We start from the raw sequence: 14,496 nt of genomic DNA, 5'->3' as shown, positions 1-14,496 counted from the left end.
TATGATGCAGGGCCCGATCCGGCTAAATCAGCCGGATCCGGACGGTCTCAAAAGGACAAAAACAATCTAGAGATCGAGGACCAGATGCGGCACGCCGTTCGAGGTCTTCCTCGGCGACACGCCATCGGCATCGATCTGCGCGTTCACGCGCTGGCGAAAGGCCGAGAAGCTCTCGAAGGTGACGACATCCACCGGCTCGTCGAAATGGATGGTGATCCTGTGGAGGTCGCCGTCCGGCAGGGCCGAAAGCGCCAGGACTTCGCCGGTGAACGGCTGATTGAGATAACGGCCGCGAATATGCGCGCCGATGAAGAGCGGCGTCTTGGGAGCGGCATTGGGCTTTGCCGCAAGGGCCGCAAGCGTATTCCAATCGCGCACGCCGTGCTGGCGGGCAATCATTTCCAGGGCCGCACTGTGGGTCAGTGTGGTGCCGCGATCATTCATCGCCTGGCGCAGGCGCTTGGCCTGGGCCTTCAATTCGTCAATGGCCGGATAGGTCGTCGTCATGGAGTGAGCCTTCGTAAGGCATGCTCTTCGACTGTGGATGGGAGCTCGCATTGCCGCCAGTCAGCATGCACAAAGGGCCGTGACCATGATCGCGAGGACTTCACCATGGACTTTCATCCGCGAGCGGCCGGCGCCTCGAACCGGCCTTTGTATGCGCGAACGCCGCCGACATGTCAAGAATGGCGCATCTGCCTCAGGAATGCGCAGCTTTGGGGCAAACCTGCACGAAATCGATGCGATTTTCCCGCGGCTTTCACATAAGCATTCAATCTTAACGGTGTTCTTTAGTAAGTGTCAGCATTCTTCAGCTAATATCCTGCCGTATAACAGCGGAGGCTAAAGGGCCTTTCAGATGCACCTCGACACAGAACACCCCAAGCCGGAACGTGCTTACAGGGAATTCAATCTCGACAGGCCCGGCAACATCATCTTCGTCGGCCATCACCTCAGCACCGGAACGCAGGTGCGCTGCCTGATCCGCACGATCACGCTTGCCGGCGCATTGCTCGAAGTCAGCCCGAACCTGGAAATGCCGAGCCATTTCTTCCTCGAAATCCTCGGCATCCATGACGAGATCGGCTCGACCGTGGTCAAACGCGAAGGCGAATTGGTGACGATCAGCTTCAACATGCTGATCAATCCGGAATTCCTGCACCACGTGTTGCGATTGAACTTCGAAACCTGAGGCTTTTTCCGATCCACGAATCATCGCGGCACGGCACCTTTGTTTCTGTAGCCCGTCTTGCGACAAGGCGCGCGATGATCGAAACGGCCCAGAGAAATCCGCGCCATTCCGGACGATCGAGCGGATCGCTCAAGGGATCATGGCGGAATCGGCGATTGCGGATTTCGATTTCCGTAAAGAGAGTAACCCAGTTGAGATCCATTGCTTCATCCTCCATCTATTTCCTGGAGCACTTGAGCTAAGGCTTCGCGCCCGTCCGATGTAGAGGCGCTGGGGAAAGGGGGTTTTCATCCATGAAAGATGCGAGCTGGGACGACCTGCAACTTTTCTTCCATGTTGCGACCGGCGGCGGGCTTTCGGCGGCGGCGACGCGCACCGGGCTCAGCGCACCGACGATCGGCCGGCGCATGCTCGCGCTCGAACGGGTGACCGGCCGCTCGCTCTTCAGCCGCGGCCCCACCGGTTATCTGCTCGCCAAGGACGGGCAGGAGCTGCTCGATCGCGTCCGGCTGATGCAGGATGCTGCGCGTGCGATCTCCGACTGGCGCGGCGAGGTGCTGACACTGCCGATCGTCTCGACGGCCGCCGACAGCTGGACCTCGCGCTTCGTCGCCGACAATCTGGCCAGCGTCTGGACGCCGAAGGACAGATTCCGCATGTGCTACAAGACCTGCGATACGAGCGTCGATTTCACCTATCGCGAGGCGCATATCGCCATTAGCCACAGCCGGCCGGAGAGCGGCAACGTCGCGATACGCCGTTCGGTCAAGGTGGCGCATACGGCTTATCAGGCGGCCGGCTATGACGAGACAAATTGCAACTGGATCTCGCTCGGCACAGATACCGCCATTACGCCGGCGGACAAATGGACTTTCGAACAGCCGGACTCCTGGATCACCAGTTGGACGAACACACCACATATGCTCTTTTACCTGATCCGCGGCGGTGCCGGCCGCGGCGTGCTCCCCTGTTTCATCGGCGATCAGGAGCGCAGGCTCGTCCGCGCCGGGCCTGTCATCGACGAACTGACCTACGAAATGTGGATCGTTGCGCATGACGACGAGCGGCAACGGCCGGAAGTCAGGATCGTCATCGACCGCCTGGCGGCGCTCTTTGCCGATCATGAAGATCTGTTTGCCGGGCAGAAATCGTCCGCGTGACGCGACGGCATGAGAAAACGCGGGCCATTCGACCCGCGTTCACTAGAGCGGTTCAGCTTTTCATGAAAACGCAGAACCGCTCTAACTTTTTGTTTACGCAATTCCGGACGGAAAACCGCTTCGCACTTTTCCTGGAATTTCTCTAATAGGTAGGTTTTTTGCCGGCTCAGGCGGCGAGATGCCGCTCAATCTCGTCGACCGGCATATTGGTATAGTCCTTCGCCAATTCTAAAGAGATCGCTGCCTGCGCATCGGCGCTGAGCGCCGGCCGCAGCGCACCGAGTGCTTTCGGCGGCGCAACGAGGACGATGCGGCGGACATCCTTTTCCTGTGCCAGCTCATCCAGCCTTTCCGCGACCTGTTTCAGGAACTGGGCTTCGGCCTGATCCTGCCAGTTGGTCTCCTCGACAGCACTGCGGCTGAAGCCATCGGCGGCATGGCTGCGGCCGGGCTTGTCGGCCCCGATCTCGCGGTCGGGCTCGCTCGGCTGCGTCAGAGTTTCCAGCACCTTCAGGTTCATCAGCTGGGCATCGCCGGCATTCTGCATGATCAGAGCCTTGGCTCCGTTGCAGACCACGACCCATGATTTCCAAGGGATTTTAACGTCGGTCATCTTCAACTCCTCGCTGTCGTCATTCGAAGCGCGCCATGCTTCATCGATCAAGGCAGAACGCTCGGCCATTGAAAGAGTTCGGGAAAATTGCACCGAAATCGCAGGGGCGGCGATCTGTTCGGCCTTGGCTGCGTAAAAAAGGCAAGCTCGCTTCTCGTCTGCGACGGGATATGGCTCGGCCGCCGCAGCTTCTATCGCGACCAGTTAGGATCACTGATGCTACCCTCGCCCAATCCGGCGGCCTCTATCGCCACGGCGTTTCTCCACGGTGCCATTCTGGGACTGGCTGCCTATGGCACTCATGACATCACCAATCTCGCCACGCTTCGCAACTGGCCGCTCGCCATGAGCCTGGTCGACGTGACCTGGGGCACGCTGCTGACGGCGCTGACTGCCGCCGGCCAATATCTCGCCGTCAGATTTTTTGGCTGAAACGGGAGCCTGGAGATAAAAGCCTGCGTCCCGATAATGAACATTGGGCGTCCCGCTTGGGTACAAAGTTTAAACTCGTTAAAATTGTAATTTTATATTTGACGAATGTGCAAAACATTCATGTGACCTTGGTTGGAGCAAGACCCCCAGCTTGAATGAGATCAAGACCAGCTTGCTCGCGATCAAGACCCCAAATGTGCCCTGTCTGACGGAGAATGTGAATGACTATGCTCCGCGCTACACACCTTGCCACGGTCAAATCCGCTGTCTACGACCTGCGCTGGGAAGAGTTCAACGTCAAGCGACCCGCCCGCATCGTCGCTGTCCGCCCGTGCCTGACCGGCGTGTCGATGCGAAGCGCCGAGATCATCGATATCTCGCAGGGCGGCGCCACCTTCGTCGTATCGACCACCGCCGGTCTGCCGAAACATTATTATCTCAACATTCTCGGCCTCGCCTACCGGATCGGCTGCGCCGAGGTCTACCGCCACAAAGAACGCATCGGCGTGCGGTTCATCAACATCATGGACCCCGAGGTTCTGCGCCGCGTCGTCCGTACCGATTTCATGATCGGCAATATGGAAGCAATCGACGCCCGACGTGCGCCGATCTTCCGCGCGTGAACAGGCCGACGACACGCGCAGCGCTGCCGTTGCGGAAATAATCTTGCTTGCGTTGGCCGTGCCCGGGCCTATTGTTGCGCCGATTGTCAATATGTCCGGGAAGCTGCCTTCGCATGTCCGCCTTTTCGCGCTTCACACCTCTTGCCAGCGCCCTGCCCTCCACAGTTCCCTTCGTCGGCCCCGAGGCCATCGAGCGCCAGCGCGGACTTGCCGTTTCGGCGCGCATCGGCGCCAATGAGAACGGCTTCGGCCCAGCCGCTTCCGTCTTTGCAGCGATGCGCGAAGAGGCCGGCAATATCTGGAAATACAATGATCCGGAGAATTTCGCGCTCCGGGAAGCGCTTGCCGCCCATCTCGGCGTCTCGGCCGCCAATATCGCCATCGGCAGCGGCATCGACGAATTGCTCGGCCAGATCGTCCGGCTGGTGATCGAGCCGGGCGCGCCCGTCGTCACCTCGCTCGGCGCCTATCCGACCTTCAATTTCCATGTCGCCGGTTTCGGCGGCCGGCTGGTGACCGTTCCCTACGCAAACGACCGCGAGGATCTCGACAGGCTGCTCGATGCGGTGAAACGCGAGAATGCGCCGCTCGTCTATTTCGCCAATCCCGACAATCCGATGGGAAGCTGGTGGGATGCCGACAGCATCGTCGCTTTCGCCCGTGCGCTGCCCGAGACGACGCTGATGGTGCTCGACGAGGCCTATAGCGAGACGGGGCCGGCAGATTCGCTGCCGTCGATCTCCTCGCTCATCGAACTGCCGAACGTCGTTCGCACCCGCACCTTCTCCAAGGCCTACGGGCTTGCCGGCTCACGCACTGGCTATGCGATCTCGACGGCGGGCACGGCACAGGCCTTCGACAAGATCCGCAACCATTTCGGCATGAACCGGCTGGCGACGGCAGCAGCGCTCGCGGCGCTGAAGGACCAAGCCTATCTCGTCGAGGTGGTCGGGAAAATCCATGCGGGCCGGGAGCGGATCGGCGGTATCGCCCGGGCGAACGGCCTTCAACCGCTGCCCTCGGCGACGAATTTCGTGGCGATCGACACCGGCCGCGACGGCGTTTATGCCAGGGCGATCGTCGACGGGCTGATGGAGCTCGGGGTTTTCATCCGCATGCCTGGCGTGGCGCCGCTCAACCGCTGCATTCGCGTCAGCGTCGGGCCGGAGGCGGATATGGCGCTCCTCGAAGAAGCGCTGCCGCGGGTGCTGAAACAGATCGGCTGATAAAACGAAGAACCGCGGCCGGTGGAGGATCCGGTCGCGGTTCCGTTCTCCCGGCGTCGGCCCCGTCCAAAGCGCCCCGCCAGCTCCCTCTTTTTGAGGTTGTTATTGCTGCTTTTGTCGAATTCCTGGTCGGAGGCGGTGTTAGAGCGGTTCAGCTTTTCACGGAAACGCCGAATCGCTCCAGCTTTTTGTTTTTACGCGATTCCGAACGGAAAACCGCTTCGCACTTTTCCTGGAATTGCTCTAGTGAACCGTCATCCACTCGCGGGCGGCGCGTAGCGCTGCTGCGAGCTGCATCTTGTCCATGGCGGCGGCCACGTCGGCACGAAGCTCGGCGGCGCGGTCGTTGCCCTTGATGGCGGCGATGTTCAGCCATTTGTGGGCGGCGACGAGATCGACTTCGCAGCCGCGGCCGGTCGCATACATCAGACCCATTTCGCAGAAGACATCGGCGCTGTTGTCGCCACCCATGGTGGCCGTTTCAGCATTGTGCATTTCAAAGCGTGCCATCGGTTTTATCCCTGTTAGCCTGTTTATGACTGACCCTGTTTTACCCTCCGGGCCTTGCCGTCTATCGCGGCTTGGCGGCCCTTCCGGTCCGGCGGGTTTGCCCCGCTCGTTTGATGGGTTCACTATGCCAAACGGCTTTCAAAAAACGCCTAAAATGCATGATTAATTTGAGACAAACAAAGTGCAAACACTTGGTAAAATTGGATTTTTGTTAAACATCGGACTCCCTGCGAATTAAGGATTTTCGAGCGGATTTTACGAAAGATTCAGATTTGAAAATAAACGGATCGTTCATCATGAAATCAGCAGGCGATATCTTTACAAGCTCGCCGCATGGCTTTTTTCTCCCGTTTTTCACTCGATCCGCAGAACGGTGATCGGGCTTATTTACCTTTACGTTCGCGTCAGTTATTTTCGCGACTGACCAAGGGAAATCATGGAGGAAAAGATGATCCGCAGCTTCGTTCTCGCCGGCGCCATAACAGTTATCGCGGGTATCGCGCATGCCGAGGAGCCGATCGTCGGCAACTGGAAGACGGCCGCCGGCGATACGGCGGTGATCGCTTCCTGCGGCGGCAGTTACTGCGTGACGCTGAAGACCGGTAAATATGCCGGCCGGAAGATCGGCACGCTTGCGGGAACCGGCGGCAGCTATGCCGGCGAGATTACCGACCCGGCCGCCGAAAAGACCTATAGCGGCTCGGGCAAGGTTTCCGGCAATTCGCTGAGGATGCAGGGCTGCGTGATGAAGATCCTCTGCAAGTCGCAGACCTGGACGCGGCTCTGAGAGAACGCGGGGCGGATAGCGGCAACGCCGATGTGTGTTAGAATGTACACATTTCAGCACAGGAGTTTCGAAATGGCCGCCAGCACGACCATGACAATTCGGGTCCGCCCCGACATCAAAGAAAAGCTCGACAGGATTGCGGCCGAGACGCAACGCAGCAAATCATTTCTCGCAGGCGAGGCCGTAGCGGCCTATGTGGAGCGCGAGCTTGAAATCATCGAGGGTATCAAGCGCGGCAAGGCCGATGCGGAAGCCGGGCGCGTTATACCGCACGATCAGGCTGTCGCCGAAATGCGTGAGGTCATAGAGGATGCCAAGCGTAGGAAGACCCCGCGCGGATGAGGCCGGTTCTTTGGTCGAAGGAAGCACACCAGGATAATCTCGAAATTCTGCGTTACATCGCAAGCGACAACCCCGATGCGGCCGAAAGGGTCGTGGACGCCATCGAGGATGCCGGCAAAAAACTTGGCGAATTTGCAACCGGTCGGCCGGGACGAGTAACCGGCACTTATGAAAAATCCCTCACCATGTTCCCCTACATAATTTCCTATGAGTTGCGGCCGATCGCGGGACGTGAAAGCGTCGTCATCTTGCGTGTGATCCATACCGCGCGGGATTGGCCGACCCAGGAATAGCCGAGCCGCCTTATAAGCGTATCGCAACGCACCCTGTGCAGCAATCATCCAACACGCCAAGCATGTCACGCCTGCCATGCCTCGAAGCCCTTGGCGACCGGCCCGAGCCTGTCCGGCAAGCTGAACGGCGGATGAACCGGGATCTCAGCACCCGTTCAGCCGTCGCGTGGCAAAACTCTTGTCACGATAGAGTTGCGTATCGGGGATAAGGGGATGAACATCTATATTCTGGCAAGACGCTTTAGCATCATCACGCTGTTTGCGGCGATCTTCGCGATCACATTTTCAGCGGTCGTGGTGCACGAAGGCGGCGGCGGCGCGCAGTCGCATTTCGGGGCAAGCTATACCTGCCTGGAGAGAAACGGCAACTTCTGCGCGCCATCGGTGCGGTGACCGGCATCCACACACGGAGGAAGATAAAAAATCGGGATTCCGCCGGCGCGCGTCGTTTGCTTGTCAAGAACAACTCTCTATAATGCGTCATGAACAAACGAATCTCCCTTTTGTCGCCCCTCGACACATCCTCTCCACCGCCTTTCCAGCCTCAGAGCTTCGATGATCCCGCCAAGGCGGTCGAGACGCTGACAGCGCTTTACGAGCGCAACACGGCGTTCCTGATCGAGAGCTTCAGCGAACTTGCGCAGGGCGCTCCGATCTCCTCGCGCTATCGCGCATTTTATCCGCAGGTCAGCATCGAGACGACAAGCTACGGCCATGTCGATTCGCGGCTTTCCTACGGTCATGTCACGGCACCCGGCATCTACACGACGACCGTCACCCGGCCGAAGCTCTTCAAGCATTACCTCAAAGAGCAGCTGTCGCTGCTGATGAAGAGCCATAATGTCCCGATTGTCGTCTCAGAATCGTCAACGCCGATCCCGCTCCACTTCGCCTTCGGTGAGGGAGCGCATGTAGAAGCATCGACCAACGCCTTCGTCGACGTTCCGATGCGCGATATCTTCGACACGCCCGACCTCAACACCACCGACGACGAGATCGCCAACGGCGAATATATCCCGCCGCCGGGAGAGCCCTCGCCGCTGGCGCCGTTCACCGCGCAACGCATCGATTATTCGCTCGCCCGGCTGTCGCATTATACGGCGACGCATGCGGAGCATTTCCAGAATTTCGTGCTGTTCACCAACTACCAGTTCTATATCGACGAATTCTGCGGCTGGGCGCGCAAGCTGATGGCGGAGGGCGGCGACGGCTATACCGCCTTCGTCGAGCCCGGCAATGTCGTCACCCTGCCCGGCTCGAACGCGCCGGACACGGATGCCGCCCTCACCCGCCTGCCGCAGATGCCGGCCTACCATCTGAAGAAGAAGGGCCATGCCGGGATCACCATGATCAATATCGGCGTCGGCCCCTCCAACGCCAAGACGATCACCGACCATGTCGCCGTGCTGCGCCCGCATGCCTGGCTGATGCTCGGCCACTGCGCCGGTCTTCGCAACAGCCAGCGGCTCGGCGACTATGTTCTCGCCCATGCCTATATGCGTGAGGACCATGTCCTCGATGACGACCTGCCGGTCTGGGTGCCGATCCCGGCGCTGGCCGAAGTGCAGGTGGCGCTCGAAGCCGCCGTTGCCGAAATCACCGGCTATGAAGGTTTCGAGTTGAAGCGCATCATGCGCACCGGTACCGTCGGCACGATCGACAACCGCAACTGGGAACTGCGTGATCAGCGCGGGCCGGTGAAGCGGCTCTCCCAGGCGCGAGCGATCGCGCTCGACATGGAATCGGCAACGATCGCCGCCAACGGCTTCCGCTTCCGCGTGCCCTATGGCACGCTGCTCTGTGTCTCCGACAAGCCGCTGCACGGCGAATTGAAGCTGCCGGGCATGGCAACGGCCTTCTACCGCACGCAGGTCAACCAGCATCTGCAGATCGGCATCCGCGCCGTCCAGAAGCTTGCCGCCATGCCGAAGGAAGCGCTGCATTCGCGCAAGCTGCGCAGCTTCTTCGAAACGGCCTTCCAATAGGCCGTTTTCCTCATCTGCCGGTCACGACAGGCGCCGAGCCCTCGGCCAGCATCTGCGGCCTACCGGTCGCAAGATTCAGCCCTGATATCAGCAAGGTGAAGGCCATCACGACGAAAGCGATGCGCAGGAGAACCTTCAGCACATCGGCATCGTCGAGTACTACCAGCTGACGCTTCTCGTTGCGACGTGCCCAGATCTGGCTTGCCAGAGCGATTTCAAGAATGCTCATTTCCATTCTCCTCGACAGGTTTCGATGAAGCCTTGTCGAGTGCTGCCTTGCTATTTCGACACCTCATCCGCACAATTTTTTTTCGCGGCGCTGTCGAAATGCATGCAGGTCGTTCGTCCATGTTTATGGGAACAGGGCGAGGAGGCTGCCGCGATGAAATATCTCTGTCAGGTCTGGTTCGATGGCGAGGTACTCGGCGCCATGACACAAGAGGAGAAGACCGAACTCGACACCAATTCCTTGAATTATGACAAGGACCTCGTCGATAGCGGGCATATGATCGTCGCCCAGGCGCTGCAGCCGCCAAAATCGGCGGTGACCGTACGGGTGCGCAATGGCGAGATGTCGGTGACGGACGGTCCCTTCGCCGAGACAAAGGAGGCGCTCGGCGGCTTTATCCTGATCGAGGCCAAGGATCTCAACGAAGCGATCCGCATTGCCGCCGGCATCCCGCTCGCCATGCTCGGCGCGATCGAAGTGCGGCCAATCCACGAATTCGGAGCCAAATGAGGAGAGACCAATGAAATTTCTATGCCAGATCTGGTTCGACACGGAAAAAAGCAAGCTGGTCCCTCAGACCGAATGGGATGCGCTCACACAGGAGTGCATCACCAGCGACAATCGCTGGCGCGAGAGCGGTCATCTGCTGGTGGCGCTCGCCTTGCATGAACCGTCAACGGCGATCACGGTCCGCCTGCGCAATGGCGAAGCCTTTGCGACCGATGGCCCATTTGCCGAAATCAAAGAGCATCTCGGCGGTTTTGTGCTGATCGAAGCCGAGACTATCGACGAGGCGAAGACGATCGTGTCGAGTTTTCCGATCCTCAAATATTGCTCGATCGAAGTGCGCCCGACTTACGCCATCCAGGATGGGAAATAGCCATGCGCTACATCTGCCTGATTTATAACAGCACCGACACGGACGGAACGCTGACGCCTGATGAAACCGACGAACTTATCAAAGCGCATTTCGCTTTCGATGAGGAGCTGTGCCGCGAAGGCATCATGATCCACTCCGATGCCTTGGAGATGCCTGACAAGGCGACCGTGCTGCGCGTTCGCAACAACACGCTCTCCGCCACGGACGGCCCCTATGTCGAGACGAAGGAGCACCTGGCCGGCTTCTACGTCATTGAGGCGCCGGATGTGATGAAAGCCAGGGAGATTGCCGGGCGGATCCCCTCGGCGCGTTTCGGCGCGGTCGAACTGAGGCCCGTGCGGATACTGACCCTGCCGGACTGAGGTGCACCATTGGAAAGCGTGATCGAAGAAATCTACCGAACGCAGTCGCGCCGGGTGCTGGCGACGCTGATCCGCCTGCTCGGCGATTTCGACCGGGCGGAGGAGGCGCTTCACGACGCCTTTGCCGCCGCCGCCCGGACATGGCCGACAGACGGCATTCCCGGCAATCCCTTCGCCTGGCTCGTTTCGACGGGGCGCTTCAAGGCGATCGATACGATGCGGCGGCGGGTGCGTTTCGATGCTTCGCAGCATCATATCGAGGACAGCCTTTACACGCCCGATGCAACGGAGATCGGCGACATGGAACCGATCGAGGACGACATGCTGCGGCTGATTTTCACCTGCTGCCATCCGCTCATCCCGGCCGATGCGCAAATGGCGATGGCGCTCCGGGAAATCTGCGGACTGACCACCGAAGAGATCGCCCATGCCTTCCTCATTCCGGCGCCGACGGTGGCCCAGCGGATCGTGCGCGCCAAAGGCAGGATCCGGGCGGCGAAGATCCCCTATGAAGTGCCGGGCCGCGAGGCGCTGCCGGAGCGGCTCGACCGCGTGCTGCACGTCATCTACCTCGTCTTCAATGAAGGCTATTCGGCCTCCTCGGGTGAAGACGTGGTCCGCGCCGACCTGACCGCGGAGGCGATACGGCTGGCGCGGCTCGTTCTGACGCTGCTGCCTCACCCCGATATTTCCGGACTTCTGGCCCTGATGCTGCTGCAGGATTCGCGCCGCAGCGCCCGCCGCGGCGAGCAGGGATCACTGGTGCTGCTTGCGGATCAGGACCGCTCGCTCTGGGATCACGCGAGGGTCACGGAAGGCCTGGCGCTGCTTGCCGAGGCGATGCGGACGGGAGAGATCGGCAGCTATACGGTGCAAGCGGCGATCGCCGCCGAGCATGCGAGGGTTTCGAGCGCCGAAGAAACCGACTGGCGGCGGATCGCCTTTTATTACGATCTGCTTCTGGCGGCACAGCCCTCGGCGATCGTCGAGCTCAACCGCGCCGTGGCGATTGCCATGGCGGAGGGGCCGGCGAAGGGGCTGGAGCTGGTCGATGCCATTCTGGAACGCCGGCAGTTGCAGGCCTATCACCTCGCCCATTCGGCGCGCGCCGATTTCCTGCGCCGTCTCGGCCGGAGGCAAGAGGCGATCGCGGCCTATGAAACGGCGCTGTCGCTCTGCCGCCAGGAGCCGGAGCAGGCGTTTCTGAGAAGACGGATTTCAGAGCTTGCCGCGACGTCCGAGCGGCAGTGAGATCGCCGTGCCGGTCAGCGCCGAGACGATGATCAGCAGGTGGGCATTGACGCTTGCCTGCGCCAGCGCGGCCAGGGCCATCCGCTCGCTCGAGGCGCCCAGGGCGATGGCGCCGGCGGTGATGCCGGCCGGATAAGTGCCGACGCCGCCTGGCGCATGCATCGGCAGCACGGAGGAGAGCTCGCCGCCGAGCGCGCCGCCGAAGCTTGCCGCCATCGGCAGCACGCCCATCAGGCCGAGCGCCCATGCGAGCACCATCACCTTCACCAGCCAGTTGACGATGGTCATCGTCCAGGCACGCGCAAAGGCGATGGCATCGAGCGGCAAGCCGTTTTCGATCTCGGCGACGAATTTCTGCGCCTGGTTCGGCAACAGCCTGGCGGCTAGGCGCAGCAGCGGCTTGCGGGCGGCGAAGGCCGCGACCGGCAGCAGCAGGAAGGCTGTCCAGAGCGACCAGGCAACAGCGGCATCGGCTGAAGCGACGGCAAAGCCGATGCCGGCGGCGGCCAGAAGCGCGTGCAGGTCGAGCAGCCGCATGACGAACAGCGCCGAGGTTCCGCGCGTCAGCGGAATGTCGAATTCTGTGCGCATCAGCAGCGGAAAGCTGGTCTCGCCGGCGCGGAAGGGCAGCATGATGTTCAGCAGATTGTGGATCTGCGTGACGCGGAAGAGGACCGCGAACCGGCCGGCCGTCTCGTTCGGGAAATAATCATAGATGCGCCAGGTGCGCAGGAAATAGGTGCTCGTCAACAGCACGAGCGCACCGATCACCGGACCTGCGCCGACATCGGCCCACTGCCTGATGATAACAGGCCAACCCCAGAACCATTGGATGAAGAGCCCATAGGCTGCGACGATGACGACCGTCAGAACGGTCATGCGATTGCGCATAAACCAGGATTGCCGGCTTTCAACGATCGAACTCTTCATGTAGTAGGCATTCCTCGCTTGGCTTCGGCATAGGCAGCGGTTCCGTCGCCAGGCCTTTTAGGAGAAATGAAGGTTGCGCACAACGACGGAGTTGATGGCGGCCCTCTACGCCGACGATCCGAGCGACCGACTGGTAGATGACGGCGCCTCGCCGGTTTGACGTGGAGATCGATGTTGGAGCGGATTACCAGAAGCATTACAAGCGCAAGCGTTTTTCTGGCGGCCTATTTCCTGCTGAACATCGCGCTTCGCATCGCCTTGCCGCATACGCTCGATCTCGACGAGGCGGAGCAATCCTTCTACTCGCAATACCTGCTTGCCGGATACGGTCCGCAGCCGCCCTTCTACAACTGGATCCAATATGCCATCGTTTCGGTGACCGGCATATCGATGTGGGTGCTGTCGGTGCCGAAGAACATCATTCTCTTCGGCTGCTATCTCTTCTACGGGCTTGCTGCCCGCGAGGTGCTGAAGAGCCGTTCGCTCGCAGCCGTCGCCATGCTGAGCCTGATTACCCTGCCGCAGGTCGGCCTGATGGCGCAGCGCGAACTGACCCATACGGTTGCCCTGCTGTTTGCGACCTCGCTCTTCCTCTTCGGTTTTTTCCGCACGCTGCGCCAGCCGACGATCGGGAGCTATCTCCTCATCGGCATTGCCACCGGCATCGGGCTCATCTCGAAGTATAATTTCGCCATCCTGCCATTTGCCGCCCTCATCGCCGTGCTGCCGGAGCGGGAATGGCGCAGCCGTCTCATCGACTGGCGTTTGCTGCCGGCCGCCGTGCTCGCCATTCTGATCGTGCTGCCGCATGCGCTCTGGCTGCCTGACAATCTCGCCAGCGCGTCTGCGCCGACGCTGGAGCGGATGACCGCCGAACACCTGGCCCCGGCCGGCCTTCTCCGCATCGGGCAAGGACTGCTGTCTCTTATCATCGCCGTCCTCGGCTTCGTCGCATTGCCGATCGTTCTCATCGCGGCCGCCTTCCGGCGCGACTTCTTTCGCGCGCTCTCCTCTTCCAGCCCGATGATCCGGGTGATCGAGCGGATGATGGTCATCAGCCTTCTCGCCTTCCTCGGCGTGGTCCTCTTCGCCGGCGCCAGCGATATCCACGAGCGCTGGCTCGACCCATGCCTGCTCGTGCTGCTGATCTATCTGTTCCTGAAACTGGAAACCGCAGACATCGATCTTTCCGCCGGTCTTGCGCGCTTCCGGCCCGTGGTGCCGGTCTTCATGGTCGTCATCCTGTCGATCCTTCTTTTCCGGATCGTCGGCATTCAATATATCGGCACTTATACGAGAACGAACGTACCCTTTTCCGGCTACGTGGCTGAATTGACCGCGACCCGCAAGCCGGTTCTCATTGTCGCCGGAACCAAGTTCGTTGCCGGCAACATGCGGCTGAAGTTTCCCGATGTTCCCGTCGTGATCCCGTTCTTCCCCGGACCCGGAGTTCCCGAATATGCGGACGCGAAGGGGCCGGTGCTGGTTATCTGGCGCGGCGAGACCGCAGATGATCCAACAATTTCCCCCGGCTTCGCCAATGACCTCGTCAAATCGGGCATTCATCTGCAAGAGTTGAAGACGCTGACGCTGCCCTATCTCTTCGGTGACGGCAAACGCAGCTTCTCCATTGGTTACTCCTGGGTGGAAGGCGGCGCGAAATAGCGCCCGGCAGGTCAGC

At 60.5% G+C, this 14,496-nt stretch carries 21 protein-coding genes; 15 read left to right on the top strand and 6 right to left on the bottom strand.

Annotation, left to right across the window (positions count from 1 at the left end):
• Positions 1-66: 66 nt before the first annotated feature.
• On the bottom strand, positions 67-507 hold the full coding sequence (locus B5P46_RS10335; protein WP_129418573.1) for a glyoxalase superfamily protein: 441 nt from the start codon (positions 505-507) through the stop codon (positions 67-69).
• Positions 508-859: 352 nt separating this feature from the next.
• Here B5P46_RS10335 and B5P46_RS10330 point away from each other — a divergent pair, with 352 nt between their 5' ends.
• Positions 860-1,192: a hypothetical protein gene (locus B5P46_RS10330; RefSeq protein ID WP_129418572.1), complete on the top strand. Its 333-nt coding sequence runs from the start codon at positions 860-862 to the stop codon at positions 1,190-1,192.
• Here B5P46_RS10330 and B5P46_RS34890 read toward each other — a convergent pair.
• Positions 1,143-1,394, bottom strand: coding sequence for a hypothetical protein (locus B5P46_RS34890; RefSeq protein WP_129418571.1), 252 nt, complete (start codon positions 1,392-1,394; stop codon positions 1,143-1,145). The genes B5P46_RS10330 and B5P46_RS34890 overlap by 50 nt on opposite strands.
• Before the next feature lie 91 nt (positions 1,395-1,485).
• Between B5P46_RS34890 and B5P46_RS10320 the strand changes: the two genes are divergently transcribed.
• Positions 1,486-2,352 (top strand): LysR family transcriptional regulator, encoded by an 867-nt coding sequence (locus B5P46_RS10320; RefSeq protein WP_129418570.1) that lies wholly within the window; start codon positions 1,486-1,488, stop codon positions 2,350-2,352.
• 166 nt (positions 2,353-2,518) lie between these two features.
• On the opposite strand, the gene B5P46_RS10315 is transcribed toward B5P46_RS10320, so the two are convergent.
• Positions 2,519-2,965: a host attachment protein gene (locus B5P46_RS10315; protein WP_129418569.1), complete on the bottom strand. Its 447-nt coding sequence runs from the start codon at positions 2,963-2,965 to the stop codon at positions 2,519-2,521.
• Between the two features lie 114 nt (positions 2,966-3,079).
• Here B5P46_RS10315 and B5P46_RS10310 point away from each other — a divergent pair, with 114 nt between their 5' ends.
• From B5P46_RS10310 to B5P46_RS10300, 3 genes are all read left to right on the top strand, one after another.
• Positions 3,080-3,397, top strand: coding sequence for a DUF2177 family protein (locus B5P46_RS10310; protein ID WP_129418883.1), 318 nt, complete (start codon positions 3,080-3,082; stop codon positions 3,395-3,397).
• A 221-nt stretch (positions 3,398-3,618) separates the two neighbouring features.
• Complete coding sequence (locus B5P46_RS10305; protein WP_129418568.1) at positions 3,619-4,020, top strand: PilZ domain-containing protein; 402 nt, start codon at positions 3,619-3,621, stop codon at positions 4,018-4,020.
• 113 nt (positions 4,021-4,133) lie between these two features.
• Positions 4,134-5,246 carry a pyridoxal phosphate-dependent aminotransferase gene (locus tag B5P46_RS10300; protein WP_129418567.1) on the top strand — a complete coding sequence of 371 codons (1,113 nt, stop codon included), beginning with the start codon at positions 4,134-4,136 and terminating at the stop codon, positions 5,244-5,246.
• Between the two features lie 243 nt (positions 5,247-5,489).
• Here the strand turns inward: B5P46_RS10300 and B5P46_RS10295 are convergent, their stop codons facing one another.
• Complete coding sequence (locus tag B5P46_RS10295) at positions 5,490-5,756, bottom strand: SEL1-like repeat protein (protein ID WP_012756760.1); 267 nt, start codon at positions 5,754-5,756, stop codon at positions 5,490-5,492.
• 448 nt (positions 5,757-6,204) lie between these two features.
• Between B5P46_RS10295 and B5P46_RS10290 the strand changes: the two genes are divergently transcribed.
• The 5 genes from B5P46_RS10290 to B5P46_RS10270 all read left to right on the top strand — a co-directional run bounded on the left by B5P46_RS10290 (position 6,205) and on the right by B5P46_RS10270 (position 9,163).
• Complete coding sequence (locus tag B5P46_RS10290; RefSeq protein ID WP_129418566.1) at positions 6,205-6,543, top strand: DUF2147 domain-containing protein; 339 nt, start codon at positions 6,205-6,207, stop codon at positions 6,541-6,543.
• 72 nt (positions 6,544-6,615) lie between these two features.
• On the top strand, positions 6,616-6,885 hold the full coding sequence (locus B5P46_RS10285; protein ID WP_129418565.1) for a CopG family ribbon-helix-helix protein: 270 nt from the start codon (positions 6,616-6,618) through the stop codon (positions 6,883-6,885).
• On the top strand, positions 6,882-7,178 hold the full coding sequence (locus tag B5P46_RS10280; RefSeq protein WP_129418564.1) for a type II toxin-antitoxin system RelE/ParE family toxin: 297 nt from the start codon (positions 6,882-6,884) through the stop codon (positions 7,176-7,178). Before B5P46_RS10285 ends, B5P46_RS10280 begins: the two co-directional genes overlap by 4 nt.
• A 213-nt stretch (positions 7,179-7,391) precedes the next feature.
• A complete protein-coding gene (locus B5P46_RS10275; protein ID WP_129418563.1) occupies positions 7,392-7,571 on the top strand; it encodes a hypothetical protein in 180 nt (59 codons plus the stop codon).
• An 89-nt stretch (positions 7,572-7,660) separates the two neighbouring features.
• The gene (locus B5P46_RS10270) at positions 7,661-9,163 is read left to right on the top strand and encodes an AMP nucleosidase (RefSeq protein ID WP_129418562.1); all 1,503 of its coding nucleotides are present in this window, start codon (positions 7,661-7,663) and stop codon (positions 9,161-9,163) included.
• 10 nt (positions 9,164-9,173) lie between these two features.
• On the opposite strand, the gene B5P46_RS10265 is transcribed toward B5P46_RS10270, so the two are convergent.
• Positions 9,174-9,392 (bottom strand): hypothetical protein, encoded by a 219-nt coding sequence (locus B5P46_RS10265; protein ID WP_129418561.1) that lies wholly within the window; start codon positions 9,390-9,392, stop codon positions 9,174-9,176.
• Positions 9,393-9,545: 153 nt separating this feature from the next.
• Between B5P46_RS10265 and B5P46_RS10260 the strand changes: the two genes are divergently transcribed.
• Genes B5P46_RS10260 through B5P46_RS10245 form a run of 4 tightly spaced genes read left to right on the top strand, consistent with a single transcriptional unit; the run spans position 9,546 to position 11,885 of the window.
• Positions 9,546-9,902: a YciI family protein gene (locus B5P46_RS10260; RefSeq protein WP_129418560.1), complete on the top strand. Its 357-nt coding sequence runs from the start codon at positions 9,546-9,548 to the stop codon at positions 9,900-9,902.
• A 10-nt stretch (positions 9,903-9,912) separates the two neighbouring features.
• Positions 9,913-10,272 (top strand): YciI family protein, encoded by a 360-nt coding sequence (locus B5P46_RS10255; RefSeq protein ID WP_129418559.1) that lies wholly within the window; start codon positions 9,913-9,915, stop codon positions 10,270-10,272.
• A gap of 2 nt (positions 10,273-10,274) precedes the next feature.
• Positions 10,275-10,634, top strand: a complete 360-nt coding sequence (locus B5P46_RS10250) for a YciI family protein (RefSeq protein WP_129418558.1) — start codon at positions 10,275-10,277, stop codon at positions 10,632-10,634.
• A 9-nt stretch (positions 10,635-10,643) separates the two neighbouring features.
• On the top strand, positions 10,644-11,885 hold the full coding sequence (locus B5P46_RS10245) for an RNA polymerase sigma factor (protein WP_129418557.1): 1,242 nt from the start codon (positions 10,644-10,646) through the stop codon (positions 11,883-11,885).
• On the opposite strand, the gene B5P46_RS10240 is transcribed toward B5P46_RS10245, so the two are convergent.
• Complete coding sequence (locus B5P46_RS10240) at positions 11,853-12,815, bottom strand: lysylphosphatidylglycerol synthase domain-containing protein (RefSeq protein WP_129418556.1); 963 nt, start codon at positions 12,813-12,815, stop codon at positions 11,853-11,855. The two genes, B5P46_RS10245 and B5P46_RS10240, sit on opposite strands and share 33 nt — an antisense overlap.
• A 171-nt stretch (positions 12,816-12,986) precedes the next feature.
• Between B5P46_RS10240 and B5P46_RS10235 the strand changes: the two genes are divergently transcribed.
• Positions 12,987-14,480 carry an ArnT family glycosyltransferase gene (locus B5P46_RS10235; protein ID WP_129418555.1) on the top strand — a complete coding sequence of 498 codons (1,494 nt, stop codon included), beginning with the start codon at positions 12,987-12,989 and terminating at the stop codon, positions 14,478-14,480.
• Positions 14,481-14,496 lie beyond the last annotated feature (16 nt).

The sequence above is a fragment of the Rhizobium leguminosarum genome, assembly GCF_004123835.1.
In the GTDB taxonomy this organism is placed as follows: Bacteria; Pseudomonadota; Alphaproteobacteria; order Rhizobiales; family Rhizobiaceae; genus Rhizobium; species Rhizobium leguminosarum_M.
This window is presented reverse-complemented; position numbering and strand designations above follow the sequence as displayed.